This is a genomic window from Paenibacillus sp. J22R160, from assembly GCF_059692135.1.
In genome coordinates this window covers 102,205-122,701 of record NZ_JCAUAU010000021.1, presented here as the reverse complement: position 1 = coordinate 122,701, position 20,497 = coordinate 102,205, and the positions used below count along the sequence as shown (strand labels likewise).

The following is a 20,497-nucleotide window of genomic DNA, read 5'->3' as shown; positions in this document are numbered from 1 at the left end:
ACCGCAAGCGAATCCACGGTGCGATAGGTTACATGTCACCAGCTCGCTTTGCTGCGCAGTTCAAGAACAAAAAAACGGGATAAGAGTGTCCACTTTCTTGACAGAGGTCCATTTCTACCGCTAATTTCAGCAAATCTAGCAGATTTCGTCCAGCTACAGACAATATAGATGGAGTTCCTACCGCTATTTCATTTCTTGCGACTGAGCACCGCAGATTAACGGTAGTTATCGCATCTAATTCAGCGGATGTGTCATGTAACGAAAAAGGAGTTAAGCAGCCTATGCTTAACTCCTTTTTTAATTAATTTTTCCCCCTTGAAAGACATAATCCCAAGTTGCATACCGATGAGGATCAGCAGGAACTTCAACGGCACAAACTGGTTCAAATCTCGATTGAACAACTTGATGGATAGGGCGACATAGCAGCGCACAAATAATAATGGTATTATTCCAAATATATTTTCGCGCTTAAAAAATAAATGGTTTACAAATAGCACATTTAGGCATATATTTAACTCAAAGTGTTTCCTTGGGCAAACTTTTTGTCCCATTGGAAACAAAATTTTTACCTAAAATGTTTCCTCGGTGCAAAAAAATTGTAAACAAGCAATATAAAATAGGGGAGGATACAACAATGTTGCGTAACTCGGGTGATAAGTTGTCAAGACGTAAGCTATTGAAGATGGGAGGTGCTGGGGCTTTTGCCGTCATTGGAGCGGCCTTATTAAATCCATCCACTTTATTTGGAAAGTCCTCCTTAGCGGCAGATAAACATGATATTCATAAGGCCATGAAAGGGCAGCTTCACGATGGAATGAAGCATGGTTATGTGCCAAGTAATGACGCTACCGAAGGTTTTAAAGCCGCACAGAAGGCGCTCACAGCATTTGATTATGGCAAGGTAAGTACACTTCCTGATGGAAGAACATTGCGCGAGTATGAAATTACAGCGTATGAGAATGAAGTTCAGATCGCCAGAGGCATTAAGTTCCCGGGATGGACATTTAATGGCACCATTCCTGGCCCGACGATTCGTTGTACCGAAGGAGATGTTCTTCGTATTCGATTTGGCAATGCAACGAGCCACCCGCACTCCATTCACTTTCACGGGATGCACCCAACGAATATGGATGGGCTAGATGCTGTTAATGCTGGAGATACGTTTACTTACGAATTTGAAGCCAAACCAGCCGGTATGCATGTTTATCATTGCCATGTTGCTCCGCTAGCAAGACATATTCATAAAGGACTATATGGGAATTTCATCATTGATCCCAAGAAACCAAGAGCTGCTGCTAAAGAATTGAGTATGGTCATGAACGGATTTGATCTGGATCTCGATGGAGAAAACGAAATTTATACCGTAAACGGGTATGCTTTTGCTTACCAGCAAGAACCGATTAAAGTGAAAGTCGGAGAACTTGTGCGTATCTATCTCAGTAATCTGACGGAATTCGATCTCATCAATTCTTTTCACTTACATGCGAACTTTTTCAACTATTATGCTACAGGCGCGGACCCTGAAGCTCGTCCTCAATTCACGGATACAATTATGCAATGCCAGGGAGAACGCGGTATTCTAGAAATCGTGTTTCCATCCGCTGGGAAATATATGTTTCATGCCCATCAAAGTGAATTTGCTGAGCTTGGTTGGATGGGGTTCTTTATAGCTGAATAAGAAAGGAGGTAATCGTTCAATGAGTTACGCAGATCAAAAGGAAACCAAAGCATCTTCCATTAATTTCAAAGCTATCTTATGGGGAATTCTTCCGCTTATATTGTTAATTGCAATTATCGCTACGATTGCCAAAGTAGGTACTGGCATTGAGAATGAGCCTGCTGCGCCAATTGAAGTTTTGAACGTTGAGAAGATCACGCTTAATGATGATGGCATTCAAGTGAAGGTTCTGAACTCCGGCCCTGAGGAAATAACGATTGCACAAGTCGTTGTTGACGGAGCTTTCTGGAACGCAGAGTTTTCACCAAGCGACTCCTTACAACGATTCGAAAGAGGAACGATAAATATTCCATACCCCTGGGTACAAGGGGATCCGCATGAAGTCAAATTAATCACGTCCAATGGATTGATTTTCACAGGTGAAGTTGCAGCAGCAGCTGCGACACCAGCTCCGACAGGCAAGCTTTTTGCCCAATATGCATTAATTGGATTTTATGTTGGGGTCATTCCTGTAGGCCTGGGTCTGTTATGGTATCCATTTTTACGCAGGTTTACGGTGAAAGGCATGCATGTCATTCTTTCTTTGACGATAGGACTCTTATTTTTCCTTGTTATTGATACTTTTGAGGAAGGGTTTGAAATGGCTGCAGAAGCTCCTGGTGTGTTCCAGGGAACTGGCTTAGTATGGTTTGGCGCACTTCTCAGCTGCCTATTCTTGATCGCTGTTGACCAGTCTAATACTCGCAAACAAAGCAGCAGAACGCTTGAGGGAAGCAGAGTGTCCCGGAAAATTGCGACAGGCATCGGTTTGCATAATTTCGGTGAAGGCCTTGCAATTGGATCCGCATTCGCTGTCGGAGAGGCAGCGCTAGGCACTTTCTTGATCATTGGTTTTACTCTTCACAATATTACAGAAGGCGTCGGAATCGCTGCTCCACTGCTGAAGGATCGTCCTAGCTGGGAGACTTTTGTTATGTTAGCCTTAATCGCAGGTGGCCCAGCCATCATCGGAACTTGGGCCGGTGGATTCATATTCAATGACACTTTAGCCGCCTTATTCTTCGGTATCGGGGCTGGCGCAATACTTCAAGTCATTTATGTTATTTCCAAAATGATTTTGAAGGAATCGGAGAAGCGGAATTTGTCTCCCGTTTCTTGGCTTAATTTTGGAGGATTAACGGCTGGAATTCTTATTATGTACATCACAGCTCTTATGGTAAAATTCTAATAAACGAAGGATAGAAAGTAGGTGCTTATCATGCTTTCAGGCATTGGCGTTTCAGGCGTTATCATCATTGCTGTAGTTGCGTTATTGTTGTTCGGACCTACGAAGCTTCCGCAATTAGGCCGTGCATTCGGTACTACGATCAAGGAGTTTAGACAAGGAACGAAGGGGTTATTAGAAGAAGACACCAAAGAGAAGCAAAAAGGCGAGTGAGCAGATGGCCAATCCTTAACAACGGGATTGGTCTTTTTTATATGAGAAAGGTAAAATGATAGGGTACCGCAGTGAAAGTAAAGGACAGATGATCAGAATGAAGATTGAGTTTGAAGATAAGACGATTGAATTTCATGTTTTATATGGTGTTAGAAAAAAGATTTCGATTCAAATCGAAACAACAGAATACATCACAGTAAAAGCTCCTAACGATACAAGCCAGGAGACCATTATGAGTGCTGTAAAACAGCATGGGAAACAGATCGTGGAGAAATTACAGCTCATTGCCAAAGCGAAAGAGACCGCCCGAACAAAAGAGTATCAAGAGGAAGGAAAATTCCTTCATCTAGGGAAGTATCATTTTCTCCATGAATTAATTGAGACTGCCGGGCTAAGTGAAGAAGAATTGAAAATGAATCTTAAGAAGTTCTACTTCTCAAGCTGCAAGAAAGTCATAGCCGAGCGCATCAAGATCTATCAAACACAATTAAAGGTAAAACCGAAGTCGATTGAAATCGAGGAGTCCAAAACCAAATGGGGAAGCTGCTCCTCGGACAAAAAATTAACCTTTAATTATCGCTTAGCTATGGCTCCGATCGATGTGATTGATTATGTCATCATCCATGAGCTATGTCATCTCACCCATATGAATCATGATCGCTCCTTCTGGAGACGTATAGGCAGCATTATGCCAGATTACAAGGAGAAGGAAGAGTTTCTGGCCAGGTATGGACAAGCCATGACGCTTTAGGAATATGCAAAAGTAAGCTGTCGCCAGGACGAAATCGGCGTCAGTTTTTTCTTTTTGTGCACGAGTTCAACGTTAATTCTCCTACGAACATAAAAAGGCAAGATAATTGTAAAAAAGCTCGGGATATTGCAAATCTATCTGTTTGAAAATATGTTAAGTTAAAAACACGCAGCAAGACAGGGGAAGGAGGTAACACGGTGTGCGCCATTAGGCAACGAGGCTGCTGGCTTTGTTTCTTGTAATCACTCGGAGCGTTAGCAGAATATCCACGGAGTAGAAACGAATATGAGAATAGGAGATTACCGATGAAAAAAGTAATATGGATAGTTATGGCTTTTATCTTATTTGCATGCACGATGAATATGCCTATGAATGCTCGTGCTGTTGATCCAATTTTGGATGGACATGGATTAATGGGGGATTTCTTTAAATGTGTGCCTAATCCTGATAATCGAACAGATATCACCGTATTCAAATTCGATGATAAACGTGGATCACGAGCGATAGGCAATCTGAATGGGGATTCATTTGGCAGTATTTTTAATCAGTTTTCTGGAACGCCTGATTATAATACGGCACGTTTTACAGGGACTATCGTTCCTACCTACACAGAAGACTATACCTTCCATATGGTTGGAGATGATGGCTTTAGACTATGGATTAATGGTCAGTTGATCATTGACTTCTGGCAGCAAACTTGGGAAAAACCACAGGATAGCACGCCAATCTCCTTAGAAGCAGGTAAGCACTATGATATCAAAGTTGAGTATCTACAAGGCTGGGGCGGCACATGGCTCAAGATGGAATGGGAAAGTGCAAGTCAGCAAAGACAAATCGTTCCAGAATCAGCGCTCTACTTGCCGGCAGATCGTACATTGATAACGAAAAAGAGTGAGTTGACCGCAGAAATCCAAAAGTTAAATTATTTAGCAGACAATTTTGCAGATAAAGTAACAGAAAGTGATCGCAACAAACTTCAAGCATCGAAACAGACAGCTGATGAGCTGCTTAACACGATTGATGACGCAGAAATGAATGACCGAGATAAGGTTGAAGCCTTAATAAAAGGAATTGAAAACGTATCCATAGCTCGTTCCGAATTTATGAAAGCGATGGGTGTCACAAGTTCTTCTTTACATACCAAATTTAACAATCCGCTTTATCAAGGGCAGGACCCGTTTGTAACCTACAAAGACGGTTTCTATTATTTCGTTTCTTCCAGTAACTTAGACTCTGAGAATAAGGTGTACGTTTCCAAATCCCGTACGTTGACTGACCAAGGGGAAAAGAAGCTGGTTTTTGATTCCCAAGGCACACAAACACGTATTTTCGCTCCAGAAATCTTCTTCTTTGATGGCAAATGGTATATTTATTACTGTGCCGATTTGAAAGCTTATGATTACAAGCATATGGCGACTGTTTTACAATCCGTTACGGATGATCCTCAAGGGGCTTACGTAGACAAAGGTGCTTTATATGCAGGAGAAAACGGTGTCTATAAGCAAGCGAACGACTTTACGGTTTTTGAAAATAAAGGGAAGCTCTACGCCGTCTGGGGCACTTTAGGCTCTGGGGAACCCATCGGCCCGGCTATTGCTCCGATGGATAATCCTTATACAATTAGCGTAGATCGCTCATTCTTGCCAGGCGGAGGCGGGGAAGGTCCTCGTGTCTTGCAGCGAGATGGCAAAGTGTTCATCACCATGTCAGAGGGCGACTATGCATCAGACGGTTACCGGTTATCTTATTTTATGAATACGGATGGGGACTTCTTAAACCCGAATTCCTGGACGCGCAAGAATGATGTTTTCGTTTCTACAAGCGATGTGTCAGGTCCAGCACGAGCAGGTTTTGTAAAATCCGTAGATGGAACAGAAGATTGGATGATCTATCATTCACGAGTGTATCAAGATACTGGACGTAACTGGTGGCGTCAGGTGAATATTAAAAAATTCGGTTGGAATGCCGATGGAACGCCTAATTTTGGCGCACCTGTTGCTCCAAATGTGTGGCAGGAACTGCCTTCAGGTGATTTAGGGCAAGGGGATATGTATCAAGCCGAAGATGCCCTCCTATTAGGTGATATTACCAAAGAAAATAGCCATTTGAACTTTCAAGGAACGGGATATATTCATTTGCCCAAAAAACCGGGTGCTGAAGCGAATTTTGTTGTCAATGCAGCCGGAGCCGGGGATTATATTGTTGGAGTAAGATATGCTTATGGGGAACAAGTGAATGGGGAATCTACTACGAATCCTACGGTTCAATTGCCTGCAAGAGCGAAAATCAACGTATATGTCAACGGCGAACATGTAAAAACAATCGCTCCCGACAAAACAGCGATCTCCTGGGATGAATGGTTTACAGGCTCTGAACGTTTGGCCTTGCAAGCAGGTAAAAATGTAATCAGCTACCGGATTGATGAAAGCAGCATTGGTAATGTGAATTTGGATTATTTAACCATGTATAAGGCGGATGTGCCTAATGTGACTGAGCCGACTGAACCAACTGAATTATCAGGAACGCTCACAGGAGCATCTAACATTGCGGTAGGAAATAACTTCGATGTGAACTATGGACTGACGCATGTATCGACTAGCCCGTCAGATGCCGTCTACGCTCAGGATTTAACGTTCAACTATGATTCGGATACCTTCCTTTTTGTAAAGGCAGAATCACAGAAGGATGGTCTTGAAGTAGTCAGTGTAAATACGGGTGTGCCAGGCAAAGTTCGTATTCTGCTGGCAAGCCTAGGCGCTGATCATTCCGTCTCCACGGATGGTGCACTGCTTAAATTAACATGGAAAGCGCTTAAACAGACAACTAGCGCAAGTATTCAGCTCTCCTCCGTGCAACTTGCCAACTCTGCGGGTGTGGAGAGTTCCTTGAACTCTGTTACGCATAACGTACAGGTCACTGGCACTGGTGAACTTAACAAAGAAGCGTTGAATGCACTAATTGCAGAGTCCCAGGCAACCTTGCAAGCAGCTGTTGAAGGTAATGCACCAGGGAAATACCCAACGGGTTCCAAAGCTACCTTGCAAGCAGCGATCAATGCAGCCATTGCAGCAGCCGCCAACGCGGTTACACAGGCAGAAATCGATCAAGCTGCAAGCACCTTGAATCAAGCTCTACAAGCATTTACGAATTCCGTAATTACTAGCCCTTCAGGAGATGTTAACGCGGATGGCAAAGTAACTGTCGGTGATATCGCAATTGCAGCAGCGAGCTATGGTAAAACGACATCGAGTCCAGATTGGAATTTGGTCAAAAAGTTAGATTTCAACAATGACGGCATTATTGATATTACGGATCTTGCGGTGATCGCAAGAGCTATGTTCGAATAAAGGATAAGAAAGACCGTCAGGGATCCTGACGGTCTTTTTTAGGTTTGACGTACTCCTGGGGGAACTACAGGCCTCTATATGGAGGAGAACGAGCTTTTTCCGCTATGAGCGGAACTACAAGCTCTTATTTGTCCATCATGCCACGGTTTTTTGGATGGAATTGGCTAAATAGCGGAACGTAGTTCCCCTTGCACGTGGGAAATGCATCTTTTCATGGAAATAGCGGAACGTAGTTCCCTCCAAATCTTACGTTCATCGCGGTTTTTTATGTCGATTCAAGCGCTTAACCTATGTTAAAATAAGGAAACAAGTCTATGAGAGAGGAAAACTTGATGAAACGAATTGCTGAGGGTAGAACAGCAGAGATATTCCAGCACAGTCATGAAAGCGTGATCAAGCTTTACCGCAGCGGATTTCCAAAGGAAGCAATCAATTACGAATACGAGATAACGAAACAAGTTGCTTCGCCTGGCATTCCTGTGCCGAATGGTAACAGGCTAGTGGAGATTGAGGGAAGAGTTGGCATTATTTTTGAATACATAGAAGGCAATTCTCTCCTTCAGAAAATGTTAGAAAATCCTCTTGAATTGGATGATTTTGCTATCATGTTAGCTGACATGCATGTCATGCTTCATAGCTTTGAAGTCCCTGCAGATGAGAAGTGCAAGTGTTTTCGTCAACAAAAACGAAATTGATCTATGGATGTCGCCTATTGCTGCAGCTAGACTAGCAGATTGGATTCCTGAAGAGGAGAAAGATCAGTTGAGGTCTGTGATAAGAGAACGCTTAAAAACGAAAATAATGAAAACGAGGTGCTGACCGGCATGTGGAATCCAGATCACTATTTTCAACATCTGTACGATCGTGTTACGCCATCCGAGAGATTTCAAGCGAGTTCACAAGAGGAATGGGATAACTGGAATGAGCGTTTACGTTCGCGTTTCGTTGAGTTGCTCGGTGGTTTTCCAGCAAAGGTTCCCGAACTTGATCCCGTGCTTCTAGAATCTGTGGATTGTTGCACTTATACGCGAGAAAGAATTCAAATTCAGACGTATCCTGATCTCTACATGCCTGTTTACGTTCTCATACCTAAGGAACGCGAAGAGCGAGCAGGGGCCATTATTGCCTGTCATGGACACGGTTACGGAAGCAAGGATATTGTTGGGTTAACGATAGATGGTGAGGAAAAAACTGGTGACAAGGGCTATCAGAAAAATTTTGCCGTTGAGCTCGTAAATAAAGGTTATATCGTTGTTGCACCAGAACTATTAGGCTTTGGTGACCGTAAGTTGAGCGAAGAATCTCAGGAGGCAAACTCCTGTAAACGTCTTTCTACGTTTCTCTTAGCAATGGGTCAAACTATGGCTGGATATCGTGTATTTGAAACTCTGAGATGTGTAGATTATCTACTCACACGAGATGATGTAGATGCCGCGAGAATCGGATGTATGGGGATTTCAGGCGGTGGACTTGTTTGCTCGTTCGCTGCGGCCATAGATACTCGCATAACCGCTGCGGTAGTTAGCGGTTTTACCAACACGTTTCAAGCCAGCATTTTATCGATTCATCAGTGTATTGACAATTATGTGCCCGGTTTGTCGCTAGTTGCTGAGATGCCGGATTTGATCGGCTTGATCGCCCCTAGACCTCTTTTCATCGAAGCCGGAAAGAGCGATCCGATTTTTCCAGTACACGCAGCATTGGAAGCATATGAGCAGATTCGGAGCATCTATCAGATCTTAGAAACAGAAGACAAATTGGAACTAGATCTTTTTGAAGGCACTCATGAGATATCTGGCCATGTGGCATACGATTGGTTCCATCGAGCCTGGGCTTGAGTAGGGGCGAACCGGAAAGAAACTAGAAACTTTTACCGGTTCAAAGCGTCTTAATTAGCATGGTTTGTATGCGCTATCATTAGTTCTTTTACTTAACAATTGAACGTGAGAGGGATGGATGACGATGTACACCTTTGGTTGGTGCAGTGAGATTCAGCAAGCGGAGAGATTGAAGAATATGGGTTTTGACTACATAGAGTGTGCATTAGTTTCTTTGAATCTGGAAAATGATGAGGAATATGCTGCTAGATTACCTTTGTTTATGAATAGCCCGCTCCCTGTCAGCGCATTTAATATCTTTTTTCCTGGTGATTTGAAAGTTGTGGGGCCGGAGGTAGATCTAGAGCGACTACAGCGTTATATACACAAAGCTGCTAAGGCGCTAAATCAGATTGGGGCCAAAACCGTCGTTCTGGGGAGCGGGAGATCGCGTCATATTCCGGGCGGCTGGGAACGAAGCCGTTCAGAGGAGCAGATCGTTCAACTCCTTGCTCATATCGGAGAAGAATTTGCCGGGACAGGCGTGACGCTGGTGGTTGAACCGTTAAATAAGAAGGAGTCAAACTTAATTAACAGTGTCTCTGAAGCAGTTAGTTTTGTGAAACAAGTGAATCATCCATCTGTTCGGGTTTTAGCGGACTTTTATCACATGGATGAGGAGCAAGAATCGTTTCAGACGCTAGTCGACAACAAAGCCTGGCTGCATCACATCCATTTAGCAGATACAGGGCGATTCTCTCCGGGTACAGGTCAATATCCGTATGACCAATTCGTTGCTGCGCTGAAAACCTCGGGTTATGAGGGGATGATTTCTGCGGAATGCACAGTCAGGGATCCGGAGACGGAACAACGTGAGAGCTTGGCCTTTATGAAGCGAGTATTTGCATAGTGACAAATCGTAGTTGTACATTGTTGTGGGAAACAAGGAGGAATCACGGTGGAGGATTACATACAATCTGCAACTCGGTTTGTCAAAGCCCGCTTTGGCAATCGTGCTCAAAAGCTTCAGCCGCTTGCCGCAGGTGACTGGTCAAAAGCCTATTCTCTCCTGCTGGACGGAAATGAAACGGTTATCCGCTTCGGAGACTATGTCGCTGATTTTGAAAAGGATCGTGTTATGAGTACTTTTAACTCTGAGACACTTCCGATTCCGCGGGTATTCGAGGTGGGAGAGACCGAAAATGGATTCTACGCCATATCTGAGCGAGTGGCAGGAAAGCATCTCGATGAGCTTGACGAGACGGAGATTCGGGTCGTGCTGCCGCAATTGCTGGACGCATTATTTGAACTTCAGAAGCTTGATCTCACAAGTACCCAAGGGATCGGTCTCTGGCGACCTGATGGGGTTGGGACTTGTTGGGGGGCCGAGCTTCTCTCTGTGGCAGAGCCGAGAGATCGGCTAGCGGGCTGGCGCGAGCGGCTGGACGCCTGGCCCGAGGAGGCCCGTGTGTTCGATGCTGGGGTGGAGAGACTGCGTCAACTCGTACCACAGTTACCGGAATGCCGCGGAATCGTGCACAACGACCTGTTGAACCGGAATGTACTGGTAGACGAAGGGAAGCTAACAGGGGTAATCGACTGGGGGAATGCTTTCTATGGCGATCCTCTCTACGACAACGCTTGGTTCTTATACTGGTGGTCTTGGTTCCCGAAGTGGCAGATGGTGGACCTGAAGAGCATACTGGAACAGCACTGGGACAAAAACGGAGGTCAACCCCTTCAATTAGAACTGCGACTTCGTTGTTGTCTCATCCATATAAGTCTTGACCATATCGCGTATAGTGCTTTCAGGAGCCGAACGGCGGATATGAAGCGCAACGCTGAGCAATTGCTGACATATTTATAGAAACGATAGCGTTCACTTTGTTAAGGGGTGGACGCTATTGTTCTTTGTTGATTCGTGTTGTGTTCATCCATCTTTTGCCTATCAACCATATTTGTAATCCAGTTCCCCACAGGATCAGAGCAGACCCAAAACCAACAACGAGCCACCATGTAATGACCGGGTGCCCGCCAAGCATTACATTTTCAGGCACATATAGAAGTGTAATCATAGCAAGTAAGGTCAGGAGCGTTCCGGTCACATAATGGGTCTTGATCCGAAATAGCGGCGCCAATGGGATGAAATGAACGCCAACGATTATGCCCATTATGGGAAAAAGTAGATTAAAATGATTAGTGGAGGTACATATCGCGCTTGCAGCCCCTATTGCCGCACCTTCAATGGTGAAGATAATGCCAAGCCAGATCCAAACGCGTTTCCAGCGGCGTATATCGGATTCAGCAGTTTGAGTTAATTGCTTGGAGGCAACAAGTAACGAAATGCCGCCGGATAGCAGCAGGATACCAACGATAACAGCCGCGATGATCAGCCAAGTTGAACCCCAACCCTGCAGCCCGCCAATACCGATACCTGCCCAGAGCGTGCCGAATAACGCCATGAAGATCACGCCCAGCGATGAGCCTCGAACAGCGGCTCTTGGGATTGTTGAGGTGGTTTGTCTCATACTCGCAAACTTCCTTTCCTAGCCATGCATCTCATTAAGATAACCAAATATTCCCCATGCTTGCAAGCATAAAAAGACTGTTCTCACCTGTTTAAGACGGGGTGATCGCAGTCTTTTGTCATTTAGCTTACAAAGGCGCAGCTAATCTTTCCATTTTAATAAAGTGAATTTGTAAGGAGCCGAAGAATACTCTTCCTTGATTGTATTGAAGCTCACAGATGTACCCATAAGTCCGTGATATCGATTGCAGCTCTTTGAATCCTGGGAGCATTTTAACCAATGAGGTAATTTGTTGAATGACGTGATTCGGCAGATGTGTGAACATCCTTGTATGGACGCCGTCGACGACCGATATAAAGCTGGGAAATGCGGACTTGTTGAAGTGTGAGAGTTTAGCGCTATCCTGAGCAATTTCTAATATTTCCTTGTTCAGGCGATTTAGGTTAATTGTGATGTTTTTGTAAAAGTAAATACCGAATCCGATTCTGTTCGTTATGGGGCTGATGCGTTTTTTCCATTTTAACAGGGTTGCGTCGAGATAAGTCTCCAACTGATCAGCAAATGACCGCTTATGAAATAGGGATTTGAAAAATTTCTTCATGATTATTCTCCTTCGTATAGCAAGTTGCCTTGGATTTGACGTAAGGATGGCATGTATTGTTCATTTTACAGGTTCTCATATTTCTTCTTGTAGTTACTCAGCGTGATTAAGGGCCAAATATACCGATAGCTGTGATAATGGGAATAAAAGCTGCCGGGCAGACCTGCTCCAGTTGGATATCGCGTCGTCCAGTCATCCTTGTGCAGAAGCTGGAGTAGTTGTTGCATGCCTTTGTTAATAGCAGGCAGGGGTTCCTCACATACCGCGATAAGTGCATCGAGCGCCCAAGCGGTTTGGGAGGGTGTGCTGGCCCTGAGCGGTACATAGTGTTTGAGACTATCGCTGTTGCAGGATTCCCCCCAGCCGCCGTCTTCGTTTTGGATGCTTAGCAGCCAATCGACGGCTTGTCGAACAGCAGGATGATCCGGTTCCGTTCGAACAGCCATTAGCCCGGTCAAAGCAGCCCATGTGCCATAAATGTAGCAAATTCCCCAACGGCCGTACCACGAACCATCCGCTTCTTGATTCGAGAATAACCAATCCGCACCTCTTCGGACGAAGGGGTGGTGGATGCCTAGGCCTGCTGTTGCGCCAAGGAATTCTAAGGTCCTACCTGTTAGATCCGCGGTGGACGGATCAATAGCAGCTGCGGAGGCGCCGTCAACAGGGACTAGCGTCAACAGCTTGTTAGTAACCCCTCGCTCGAAAGCGGGCCATCCGCCATCTTTATTCTGCATGGACATTACCCAATTTAACCCGCGGTTCCATGCGTCTTGGTAGGAAAGATCACGCTGTGTGGTTGCGTGTATGGCCCTCAAGGCTGCCGTGGTATCGTCCACGTCAGGGTTGATCGTGTTAGATTCGGAGAAGCCCCAGCCGCCAGGTACTGGATGAGCGACATGGAGGCTCCAATCCCCTAATTTGGACTGCTGCAAACCGCGCAGATAGTGGACTGCTTTCGCGATAGCAGGATGATCTGGCGCAGTTCCCGCTTGCTGCAGAGCCGAGGCAAGCAGTGCGGTGTCCCAAATGGTGGAAGGTGAGTTTTGGAGATGAATCTTTCCGTTAATGTTCCACAGCATCGAGTAGAGTCCGCTTAGCGCGGCGGTAATCTTAGGGTGATTCTTGTCATAACCTAGCGCTAGCAACGACAAGATCATCAGCAGCGTACACGTCGAGTAGCTGTATAGCGTTCCATCCGCTTCGATACGTTCAAGCATATAGGTTTCCGCATAGCGAACAGCTCGCTTATGCAGCTGCTGCGGAAGGCTTGTTAGCTGCTTAATACCGCTATGAACTTCATTCAATAGCTCCTGGAAGCCACGGGGTGATTCTGGATCCATGCTGACGGGGCGAGTCAGGTCCGATAAGTCCGGTGTAGCCGCATTTATCCTGACAAATTTCAGGTCAGCCATGATCAAGATCGGCGCAAAGTGGACGCGGGCAAAGCCGGAGAAGTCAAAGAAGTTCACCGGAGAGGTGGTCGGGAGCAAAAGAAATTCAAGCGGAATCATCATCGAGGAGGGCCATGGATATTGTCCGGCGGCTGCTAGGAATACCTTCGTAAGCAAGGTTTTCACTTGCTTGATCCCGCCTTTGGAAGAGATGAAGCGTGCAGCTTTTATCATCGTTTCGTCGTTTTTTTGGCTGTAGCCCGAATATAAAAGAGCAAAGTAGGCATTCACGGTGGCGTCCAAATTTCCATCATCTTCATCGTGATAGACTTTCCAAGCACCATTTGATTCTTGTTCAGCAGCAATGCGGTCATGCAACTGTTTGATTAGCGCCTCCTGAGGGACTTCCAATGTCCGAAGGACGATAATCATGTAAGCATCGGTTAACAGACTATTTTCAAAGCAAAATCGCCAAGAGCCGTCTTGATGCTGCCAGTGTTCGAGTCGCACGCTCATGCGGCGAATTTCCTCATTCAACTCACGCCATACAGGCATATGCAGTCCTCCTGCCGCTTCAAGTCACGATTAGATGGGTCTTTACATGATATGAACAACGCAACATTTTAATCTAAAAATTCCAAAACACATCCTTGGTTGAACAAGAAAAAACGCCAGTTTTCACTGACGTTTTCACATGTCTAGCACCTTAGTTCTGATATGGAGGTGTAAAATCATAGTGGCTTTGCGGCGCTTTAGGGACAAGCAGGCAACCGATCATATAGATAAGTACGACGGTTCCAAAGCTGCACAACGCGGCGATGATGACCAGCAAGCGAATTAGAGTGGCATTTAAGCCCAGCCATTCTGCTAGTCCTCCGCAAAGTCCTGTTAACTTGCTGTCTGTTCTAGAACGGAATAATTTGTTCATGGTGTGTGTTGCTCCTCTCAAATTTGCGATATGTTGCATGTCATCGTTTCGTTTTCATGTCTTTATTGTAGCTCTTGCAAGGTTCTGCGAAAATGGACCTATGACGGTTCTTGGAACCGGACTTAAGGCGGGGGAGTACCACTACGAAAGCCAAGAAACCCCGCAATTGATTCATAATCGCGGGGTTCTTGTTCAATTTGATGGGCCGTGCCGATTAAGATAGGAGATAGTTAAGCTGACGAAGATGGGGTCTTAATTCTGGAATGACATCGAGATAGGAGATGAACACCTTGATGAGTGTTGGATTGGGAGTGGGAGCTTGGCGAATGCACTCCTCTTTTAACATTACTGTAACTTTTTGAAGCTCCTCACGTATATCGGCAGGCTTTGACAGCTCGCCAACCTTGGCGGTTATTAACGCCATCAGCTGCTCAATCGTCGTTTGACGGGCAGGAGCATCGCTCGGATTCAAATAGTTGAAATGCGTATTGCTTTCATCGATAACGGGCTTCGGCGCTGTGCGAATGAAATCGTCGATCAAAGCATCTAAGCGGCCAACGATGAACGCAGCGAGCTCGGACATCGGTAAGGCAATCACCTTTTGCTGCACATAAGTTAAGTATTCAACATGAATTCCCCGGAATATGGCAACAATATCCCAAATGTAGGGCTCGATTTGCTTCCCATATGTCTCGATTAGCAGTTCGCGGCGCCAAGTATGCAGCGCGTTCTTCTTCCTTTTCCATGCAGCGATGAATTGTTCGTTGGTTGTTATGGGCAATTCTCTAAAGTCGATCATGAATAGATGATTCTCAACCGTATATTGCAATTGGAATTCGATCTTCCGCCGCAGCTTCTCTTTCGGAGTGAGGCTCAGTTCAGCTCCACCACGATCCAATGCTGCTGCTTGATCTAACAATATTTGATGACATGCGACGAAAGCAGCTGTAAACAAATCTTCTTTGGTCGCAAAAAATTTATAGATGCTGGCTTTGGCCATACCGCATGCCTCGGCGATATCCTGCATGGATGCGGCGCTGTAACCTTTCGATCGGAACAGCTCGATGGCTGTATTCAGAATTTTGTCTTTTTTCGAGTCTACCATCGCGATCCCTCCCCCCATATCTTGACATGAGAGAAGGGGAACGTCAATGTTTCTCATTGACGCTAAAACTATCGAGTTCTATAATGAACTCATTGGTTTTAAACTTGGATAAAAGGAGGTGGCCGTGACCTTGCCTTAGAGAATGATAAGAGGCTGGGCATCGGCAATCACATGAGAATAGCTGAAGGCATTGACATGTTAGCACTAAATTTGGGGCCAATGACGATTCATCCGACGATTCTATTTGACAAGGAATCCTGGGTGTTAATTGATACGGGCATGCCAGGTTCCGCTCCTGCGATTCGGGAGTTAGCGAAGCAAGCTGGAACCCTTAATGTCCCGCTGCGCGCTATTATTTTGACACATCAGGATCTCGATCATGTTGGTGGACTGCCTGAGTTTCTGGCGGCAGAAGACGAATCTCCAATCGTCTACGCCCATGAAGACGACAAAGACGTCATTAACGGAGCGAAACCGATGATCAAGGTGAGCCCTGAAAGGCTTGAAGGACTCTTAGGGCAGCTGCCTGAAGTGACACGTAACCAATTCGAGCAGACTTTTCTGTATCCGTCGCACCCCAATGTGGAGTGTACGATAGTGGACGGGGAGAAGCTGCCATTCGCAGGCGGCTTGACCGTCATTCATACGCCGGGTCATACGCCAGGGCATGTCTGTTTGTACCATCACGCGAGTAAAACGCTGATCGCCGGTGATGCCATGGTCGTCGAAGCTGGCGAATTAAAGGGGCCAAGGGCAGCCGTTACACCCGATATGGAAGAGGCACTGAGATCACTGAAGAAGCTGTTAGCCTTCGACATCGAGACCGTTATCTGTTATCACGGCGGACACATACAAGGTGATGTAAACAAACGTATAGCCCAGTTGGCTGAGCAGCCGTGATTCGTTTCATCGTTACACTCGTATTGTCGCTAGTAGGGGGGACGCTATTCACGTTCATTCATTCTCCCTTACCCTGGCTCTTAGGACCGATGTTGTTTGCTTTCTTGGGAGCTCGTTTTTTGAAAAAGGTAAGGCCGCTGTGGCCTAGCTATTTGCGTGATATAGCACTAATTATTATCGGATATTCGATTGGCTTAACCTTCACGATGAACACTCTGCAAGAGATGGGACAACAATTACCCAGCATGATTCTTATGACGGTTCTGCTGCTGGTCTTTAGCGCGCTCATCGCCTACTGCATTTCCAAGGTGTCGGGCTTGCCGCTGCCGACGGTGTTGATGGGGAGTATTCCTGGCGGATTGTCGCAGATGATCATCCTCGCGGAGGATACGGAAGGCATCGATCTCACCGTGATGACATTCCTCCAAGTGTCTCGGTTGATGATCATTATTTTCTGCGTTCCGCTCCTAATTTTTAGTCCGTTGTTTGGCGGTGACCGGTCAGCCATACAGGATATAGCAGGAGTGAGTGCACATTGGGGCGATCTATTCCCTAATATTTTCTTGTTTGCTATTGTCTGTGTGTTATGCGCTGTGCTGGCCAAAAAGATCCGTTTTCCCTCAGCTTTTTTGCTAGGGCCAATGATTGCCACAGCCATTCTTCATCTTTCCGGCGTGTCAGGTCCAGCACTGCCATCTGGTCTTCTAGACGTTTCGCAGCTGTTAATAGGCACGTACGTTGGTTTACTACTTCGCCCAGAGAGTCTTACACACAAAGTTCGAATCATTGGCCTCGCGATCATTAGCGGCTTCGTGCTAATCTTGGGCTCGTTAGGTTTGAGCGTGATGCTTTCGGGCATGCATGGCGTTTCTGCGGCGACTGCCTTCTTGGCCATGGCGCCCGGAGGCATGGATCAGATGGGGATCATGGCCAAAGAGGTTCATGCGGACATTGCGATCGTCACCTGCTATCAAATATTTCGAACCTGGTTCATTTTCTTCGCGGTTCCACCGCTTCTGAGGTTAGCCTTTAAATACTTGCTGCCAAGAGAAAAAGTAGGGAATGAGCCAGTCCCCAGAGGTTAAAAAGATGAAATTACAGGCTCCACATAGGATTGAAGCCATCTTATTCTGTCAAGACTAGTTAGCATAACTTTTTTGAGCAGATGAGTGGTGAACATGAAAGATATAACTTTCAGAGCTTTGGCTGTCACGAATGAAATTGATTTAAACAAAATCGCGATTCACTGTGATATTCCCAAGAAGTACACATGGGAACAACCGTTAATCCTGCGTGGCGACATTTTATCCGCGATCCTTCGAAAAGAAATCGATTCCTTACAACAAGTGCTGGTGTTTTCATTTGGCAGTGTTGTTTTTGTTAATCACACAAGCAAGAATGACATTACTGCCTTCTTAAAATTTATCCAAACCTTCGAGCCTGGTATGGATCTCCAGCAAGTGGACAGATACATGGACGATTACAGTCTGCATATCGAGGAAATCGAGAACATGGAGTTGACTGACAAGTACGTGATTGTAGCCCAGTATGAATTCTTTTACCCTGAACTCATCTCCACAGTGCTTGCCAAATCAGTAGCTCTAGAGAAGATCGAGGAACAACTCGGTGATATTCATGATGGTCTCGAAGGGATGATCGATCGCTTAGAGAAAGGGAAGCTGCGAGTTGGCAATAAAGAGTTGGCGAGAACCACAGCCAAAATCGTACGCCATGAGTATAACACCCTTGCCTACATCATGATTTTGGATAAACCTGATTTAACTTGGACCAATAGCATAGCTAGTCAATTTTATGACGGCATGATGGATTTCTTTGAATTGAATGATCGATATAAAATTTTGAAAAGTAAAACAGACATTCTGTATCACATTCTTGAGGGTTTTTCCAATATCAGTCATTCCATCCGGGGGTTGTTCGTTGAGTGGATTGTAGTAATTCTAATTGTTATTGAAGTTGCATTAACGGTTTTACAAATTGTAGGCTGGATTCCTTCTCATTAGTTGGATGAATGATTCCTGGAAAACAAAAAGCTTGAGGGAATTTCCCTCAGGCTTTTTTATTTGTTAAGCGCACGAGACTTTTACAGTTCACAATTGAATGTCTAGCGTTCTCAACGTTCTATTTAATCTATCTGCCATGATGTTATAACCGAGCACATTGGGATGCAGCCCGTCATCAGCCAGCTCAGGACGTAATGTTCGACCATCTGGCTTGGTCATGTATGAAAAATAGTCAATGTAAATCGCTTGCTCATTAGCGGCTAGCTGCTCTGTTCGCTGGTTTATTTGGTAGAGCAAATCATTTCGAATATCCATATGAATATCTCGGCAGTAAAGAAGCGGTTGGGATGTAAAACAGGGTATTCCTTTACCAGTGGGCAGATTCGAGCCAATGATCGGGATGATTCCGTTATTCTTAGATTCACGAATCATGGCTCCGATATCGGATAGTGTTTCGAGACAGATTTGACTCGGAGATTTCCTTTCCGAAGGGTCGACGGCATCTAGCCTCCAAGTGTTGTTCGTTCCACCCATAATATGTACATACTTCGGCTTTAATTGAAGAACGTCGGCTGGAAAACGTTTCAACATATAAGTGGTTAGATCTCCGGAAATCCCTCGATTAAGGATAGAAAGTTTCGATTGGCCGAAATAGGTTTGTAAATCCCAGTACTGTATTATGGATTCACCGATGAATATAAGATGAACAGGAATACGATGGTAAATGATTTGCTCATTATACCGATCGTATACAGGACGCATTTGATCTGCCGTGGCGATTACGGAAAAATTCCCAGGGCGTATGATCGAAGGACCTATCAAAAGATCACCATCTTCCATTGCAACCTACCAATAGTGATATGCTTCGTTACTTTGCGATATTCTCAGAAAAAATCTTGACATACAACTAGCCATAAAATGATAAGATCAAGCATTATAGGGATCTCTTTGGAGGTATGATTATGAAGGCAATTGTCTATACGAAATACGGAACGAAAGACGCACTTAACCTCATTGAAGTAGAAAAACCTACACCCAAAGACAATGAAGTCTTGGTTCGCATCCATGCCGCATCCGTCAATTCATGGGACTGGGATCTCTTGCGGGGAATACCCTTTATGGTCCGCCTTGGGGGGATTCTAAAACCAAAATACAGCATTCTCGGAGCTGACATCGCGGGGGTCGTTGAAGCGGTGGGAAGAGCGGTCAAACAGTTTCGCCCAGGCGATGAGGTGTTCGGGGACATCTCTGGCTGTGGTTGGGGCGGGTTTGCGGAGTATGTTTCTGCTCGTGAAGATGCACTATCGCTTAAACCACTACATCTAACATTCGATGAAGCTGCAGCTCTCCCACAAGCGGGAGTCCTTGCTTTACAAGGGCTCCGCGATAAAGGGAAGATTCAGAAGGGGCACAAAGTTCTTATCAATGGCGCAGGTGGAGGTGTGGGAACGATCGCGGTTCAGTTTGCCAAAGCAATCGGGGCGGAAGTGGTAGCAGTTGATAGCAACGCAAAATTGGATATGCTGTTGTCCCTCGGTGCGGACGAGGTAATTGATTACACGCAAAATGATTTTACCAAAAACGGACAGCAGTACGACTTGATTCTTGATGTGGTAGGGTATCGATCCATTTTGGATTACAAACGTGCATTAAGTCCATCAGGTACATATGTCATGGTAGGAGGTTCAATGGCTCGCATCTTCCAAGTTATGAGCTTGGGGCCGTGGATTTCAATGACTGGGAATAAGAAGATGGGCATTTTAATCCACAAGCCTAACCAAGAGGATCAGATGGATTTGGAGAGACTTGTTAAGGCCGGTAAAGTTACACCGATTATAGATAAATGCTATCCACTAAGTGAGGTTGCCGAAGCAATTCAATATTTGGGAGAAGGTCGCGCCAAAGGAAAAGTGATTATCCGCGTAGCGGACTAAATAACTCTTCGTAAAAAATGGAAATTTCGTTATTTGATGATCTTTTCAAAACTGG

Annotated in this window: 19 protein-coding genes; 13 read left to right on the top strand and 6 right to left on the bottom strand. The window is 45.3% G+C overall.

Annotated elements, in window-relative coordinates:
- The first annotated feature begins 634 nt into the window (after positions 1–634).
- From AC58UW_RS27930 to AC58UW_RS27890, 9 genes are all read left to right on the top strand, one after another.
- A complete protein-coding gene (locus AC58UW_RS27930) occupies positions 635–1,678 on the top strand; it encodes a multicopper oxidase domain-containing protein (RefSeq protein ID WP_497423830.1) in 1,044 nt (347 codons plus the stop codon).
- 19 nt (positions 1,679–1,697) lie between these two features.
- Entirely contained in the window at positions 1,698–2,906 is a 1,209-nt protein-coding gene (locus AC58UW_RS27925) for a ZIP family metal transporter (protein WP_497423829.1), read from the top strand.
- A 30-nt stretch (positions 2,907–2,936) separates the two neighbouring features.
- Positions 2,937–3,116: a twin-arginine translocase TatA/TatE family subunit gene (locus tag AC58UW_RS27920; RefSeq protein ID WP_497423835.1), complete on the top strand. Its 180-nt coding sequence runs from the start codon at positions 2,937–2,939 to the stop codon at positions 3,114–3,116.
- 97 nt (positions 3,117–3,213) lie between these two features.
- The gene (locus AC58UW_RS27915) at positions 3,214–3,867 is read left to right on the top strand and encodes a M48 family metallopeptidase (RefSeq protein WP_497423834.1); all 654 of its coding nucleotides are present in this window, start codon (positions 3,214–3,216) and stop codon (positions 3,865–3,867) included.
- Positions 3,868–4,172: 305 nt separating this feature from the next.
- Positions 4,173–7,214, top strand: a complete 3,042-nt coding sequence (locus AC58UW_RS27910) for a family 43 glycosylhydrolase (protein WP_497423828.1) — start codon at positions 4,173–4,175, stop codon at positions 7,212–7,214.
- A 332-nt stretch (positions 7,215–7,546) separates the two neighbouring features.
- The gene (locus tag AC58UW_RS27905; RefSeq protein ID WP_497423827.1) at positions 7,547–7,909 is read left to right on the top strand and encodes a phosphotransferase; all 363 of its coding nucleotides are present in this window, start codon (positions 7,547–7,549) and stop codon (positions 7,907–7,909) included.
- Between the two features lie 129 nt (positions 7,910–8,038).
- Positions 8,039–9,052, top strand: coding sequence for an alpha/beta hydrolase family protein (locus AC58UW_RS27900; RefSeq protein ID WP_497423826.1), 1,014 nt, complete (start codon positions 8,039–8,041; stop codon positions 9,050–9,052).
- 118 nt (positions 9,053–9,170) lie between these two features.
- A complete protein-coding gene (locus AC58UW_RS27895) occupies positions 9,171–9,941 on the top strand; it encodes a sugar phosphate isomerase/epimerase family protein (protein WP_497423825.1) in 771 nt (256 codons plus the stop codon).
- Positions 9,942–9,989: 48 nt separating this feature from the next.
- Entirely contained in the window at positions 9,990–10,898 is a 909-nt protein-coding gene (locus AC58UW_RS27890) for a phosphotransferase family protein (protein WP_497423824.1), read from the top strand.
- 34 nt (positions 10,899–10,932) lie between these two features.
- Here AC58UW_RS27890 and AC58UW_RS27885 read toward each other — a convergent pair whose 3' ends face one another.
- From AC58UW_RS27885 to AC58UW_RS27865, 5 genes are all read right to left on the bottom strand, one after another.
- Complete coding sequence (locus AC58UW_RS27885; protein ID WP_497423823.1) at positions 10,933–11,559, bottom strand: hypothetical protein; 627 nt, start codon at positions 11,557–11,559, stop codon at positions 10,933–10,935.
- A gap of 127 nt (positions 11,560–11,686) precedes the next feature.
- The gene (locus tag AC58UW_RS27880) at positions 11,687–12,160 is read right to left on the bottom strand and encodes a hypothetical protein (RefSeq protein WP_497423822.1); all 474 of its coding nucleotides are present in this window, start codon (positions 12,158–12,160) and stop codon (positions 11,687–11,689) included.
- A 65-nt stretch (positions 12,161–12,225) separates the two neighbouring features.
- On the bottom strand, positions 12,226–14,109 hold the full coding sequence (gene shc, locus AC58UW_RS27875) for a squalene--hopene cyclase (RefSeq protein ID WP_497423821.1): 1,884 nt from the start codon (positions 14,107–14,109) through the stop codon (positions 12,226–12,228).
- Positions 14,110–14,260: 151 nt separating this feature from the next.
- Entirely contained in the window at positions 14,261–14,482 is a 222-nt protein-coding gene (locus AC58UW_RS27870; RefSeq protein ID WP_497423820.1) for a PspC domain-containing protein, read from the bottom strand.
- A gap of 214 nt (positions 14,483–14,696) precedes the next feature.
- Positions 14,697–15,587, bottom strand: a complete 891-nt coding sequence (locus AC58UW_RS27865) for a TetR/AcrR family transcriptional regulator (protein ID WP_497423819.1) — start codon at positions 15,585–15,587, stop codon at positions 14,697–14,699.
- Positions 15,588–15,758: 171 nt separating this feature from the next.
- Here AC58UW_RS27865 and AC58UW_RS27860 point away from each other — a divergent pair, with 171 nt between their 5' ends.
- The 3 genes from AC58UW_RS27860 to AC58UW_RS27850 all read left to right on the top strand — a co-directional run bounded on the left by AC58UW_RS27860 (position 15,759) and on the right by AC58UW_RS27850 (position 18,508).
- Positions 15,759–16,487, top strand: coding sequence for an MBL fold metallo-hydrolase (locus tag AC58UW_RS27860; RefSeq protein WP_497423818.1), 729 nt, complete (start codon positions 15,759–15,761; stop codon positions 16,485–16,487).
- Positions 16,484–17,572, top strand: coding sequence for an AbrB family transcriptional regulator (locus tag AC58UW_RS27855; protein ID WP_497423817.1), 1,089 nt, complete (start codon positions 16,484–16,486; stop codon positions 17,570–17,572). The genes AC58UW_RS27860 and AC58UW_RS27855 overlap by 4 nt, the downstream gene beginning before the upstream one ends.
- Before the next feature lie 93 nt (positions 17,573–17,665).
- On the top strand, positions 17,666–18,508 hold the full coding sequence (locus AC58UW_RS27850; RefSeq protein ID WP_497423816.1) for an RMD1 family protein: 843 nt from the start codon (positions 17,666–17,668) through the stop codon (positions 18,506–18,508).
- Between the two features lie 87 nt (positions 18,509–18,595).
- On the opposite strand, the gene AC58UW_RS27845 is transcribed toward AC58UW_RS27850, so the two are convergent.
- A complete protein-coding gene (locus AC58UW_RS27845; RefSeq protein ID WP_497423815.1) occupies positions 18,596–19,348 on the bottom strand; it encodes a GDSL-type esterase/lipase family protein in 753 nt (250 codons plus the stop codon).
- 122 nt (positions 19,349–19,470) lie between these two features.
- Between AC58UW_RS27845 and AC58UW_RS27840 the strand changes: the two genes are divergently transcribed.
- On the top strand, positions 19,471–20,442 hold the full coding sequence (locus AC58UW_RS27840; protein WP_497423814.1) for an NAD(P)-dependent alcohol dehydrogenase: 972 nt from the start codon (positions 19,471–19,473) through the stop codon (positions 20,440–20,442).
- The last annotated feature ends 55 nt before the right edge of the window (positions 20,443–20,497 follow it).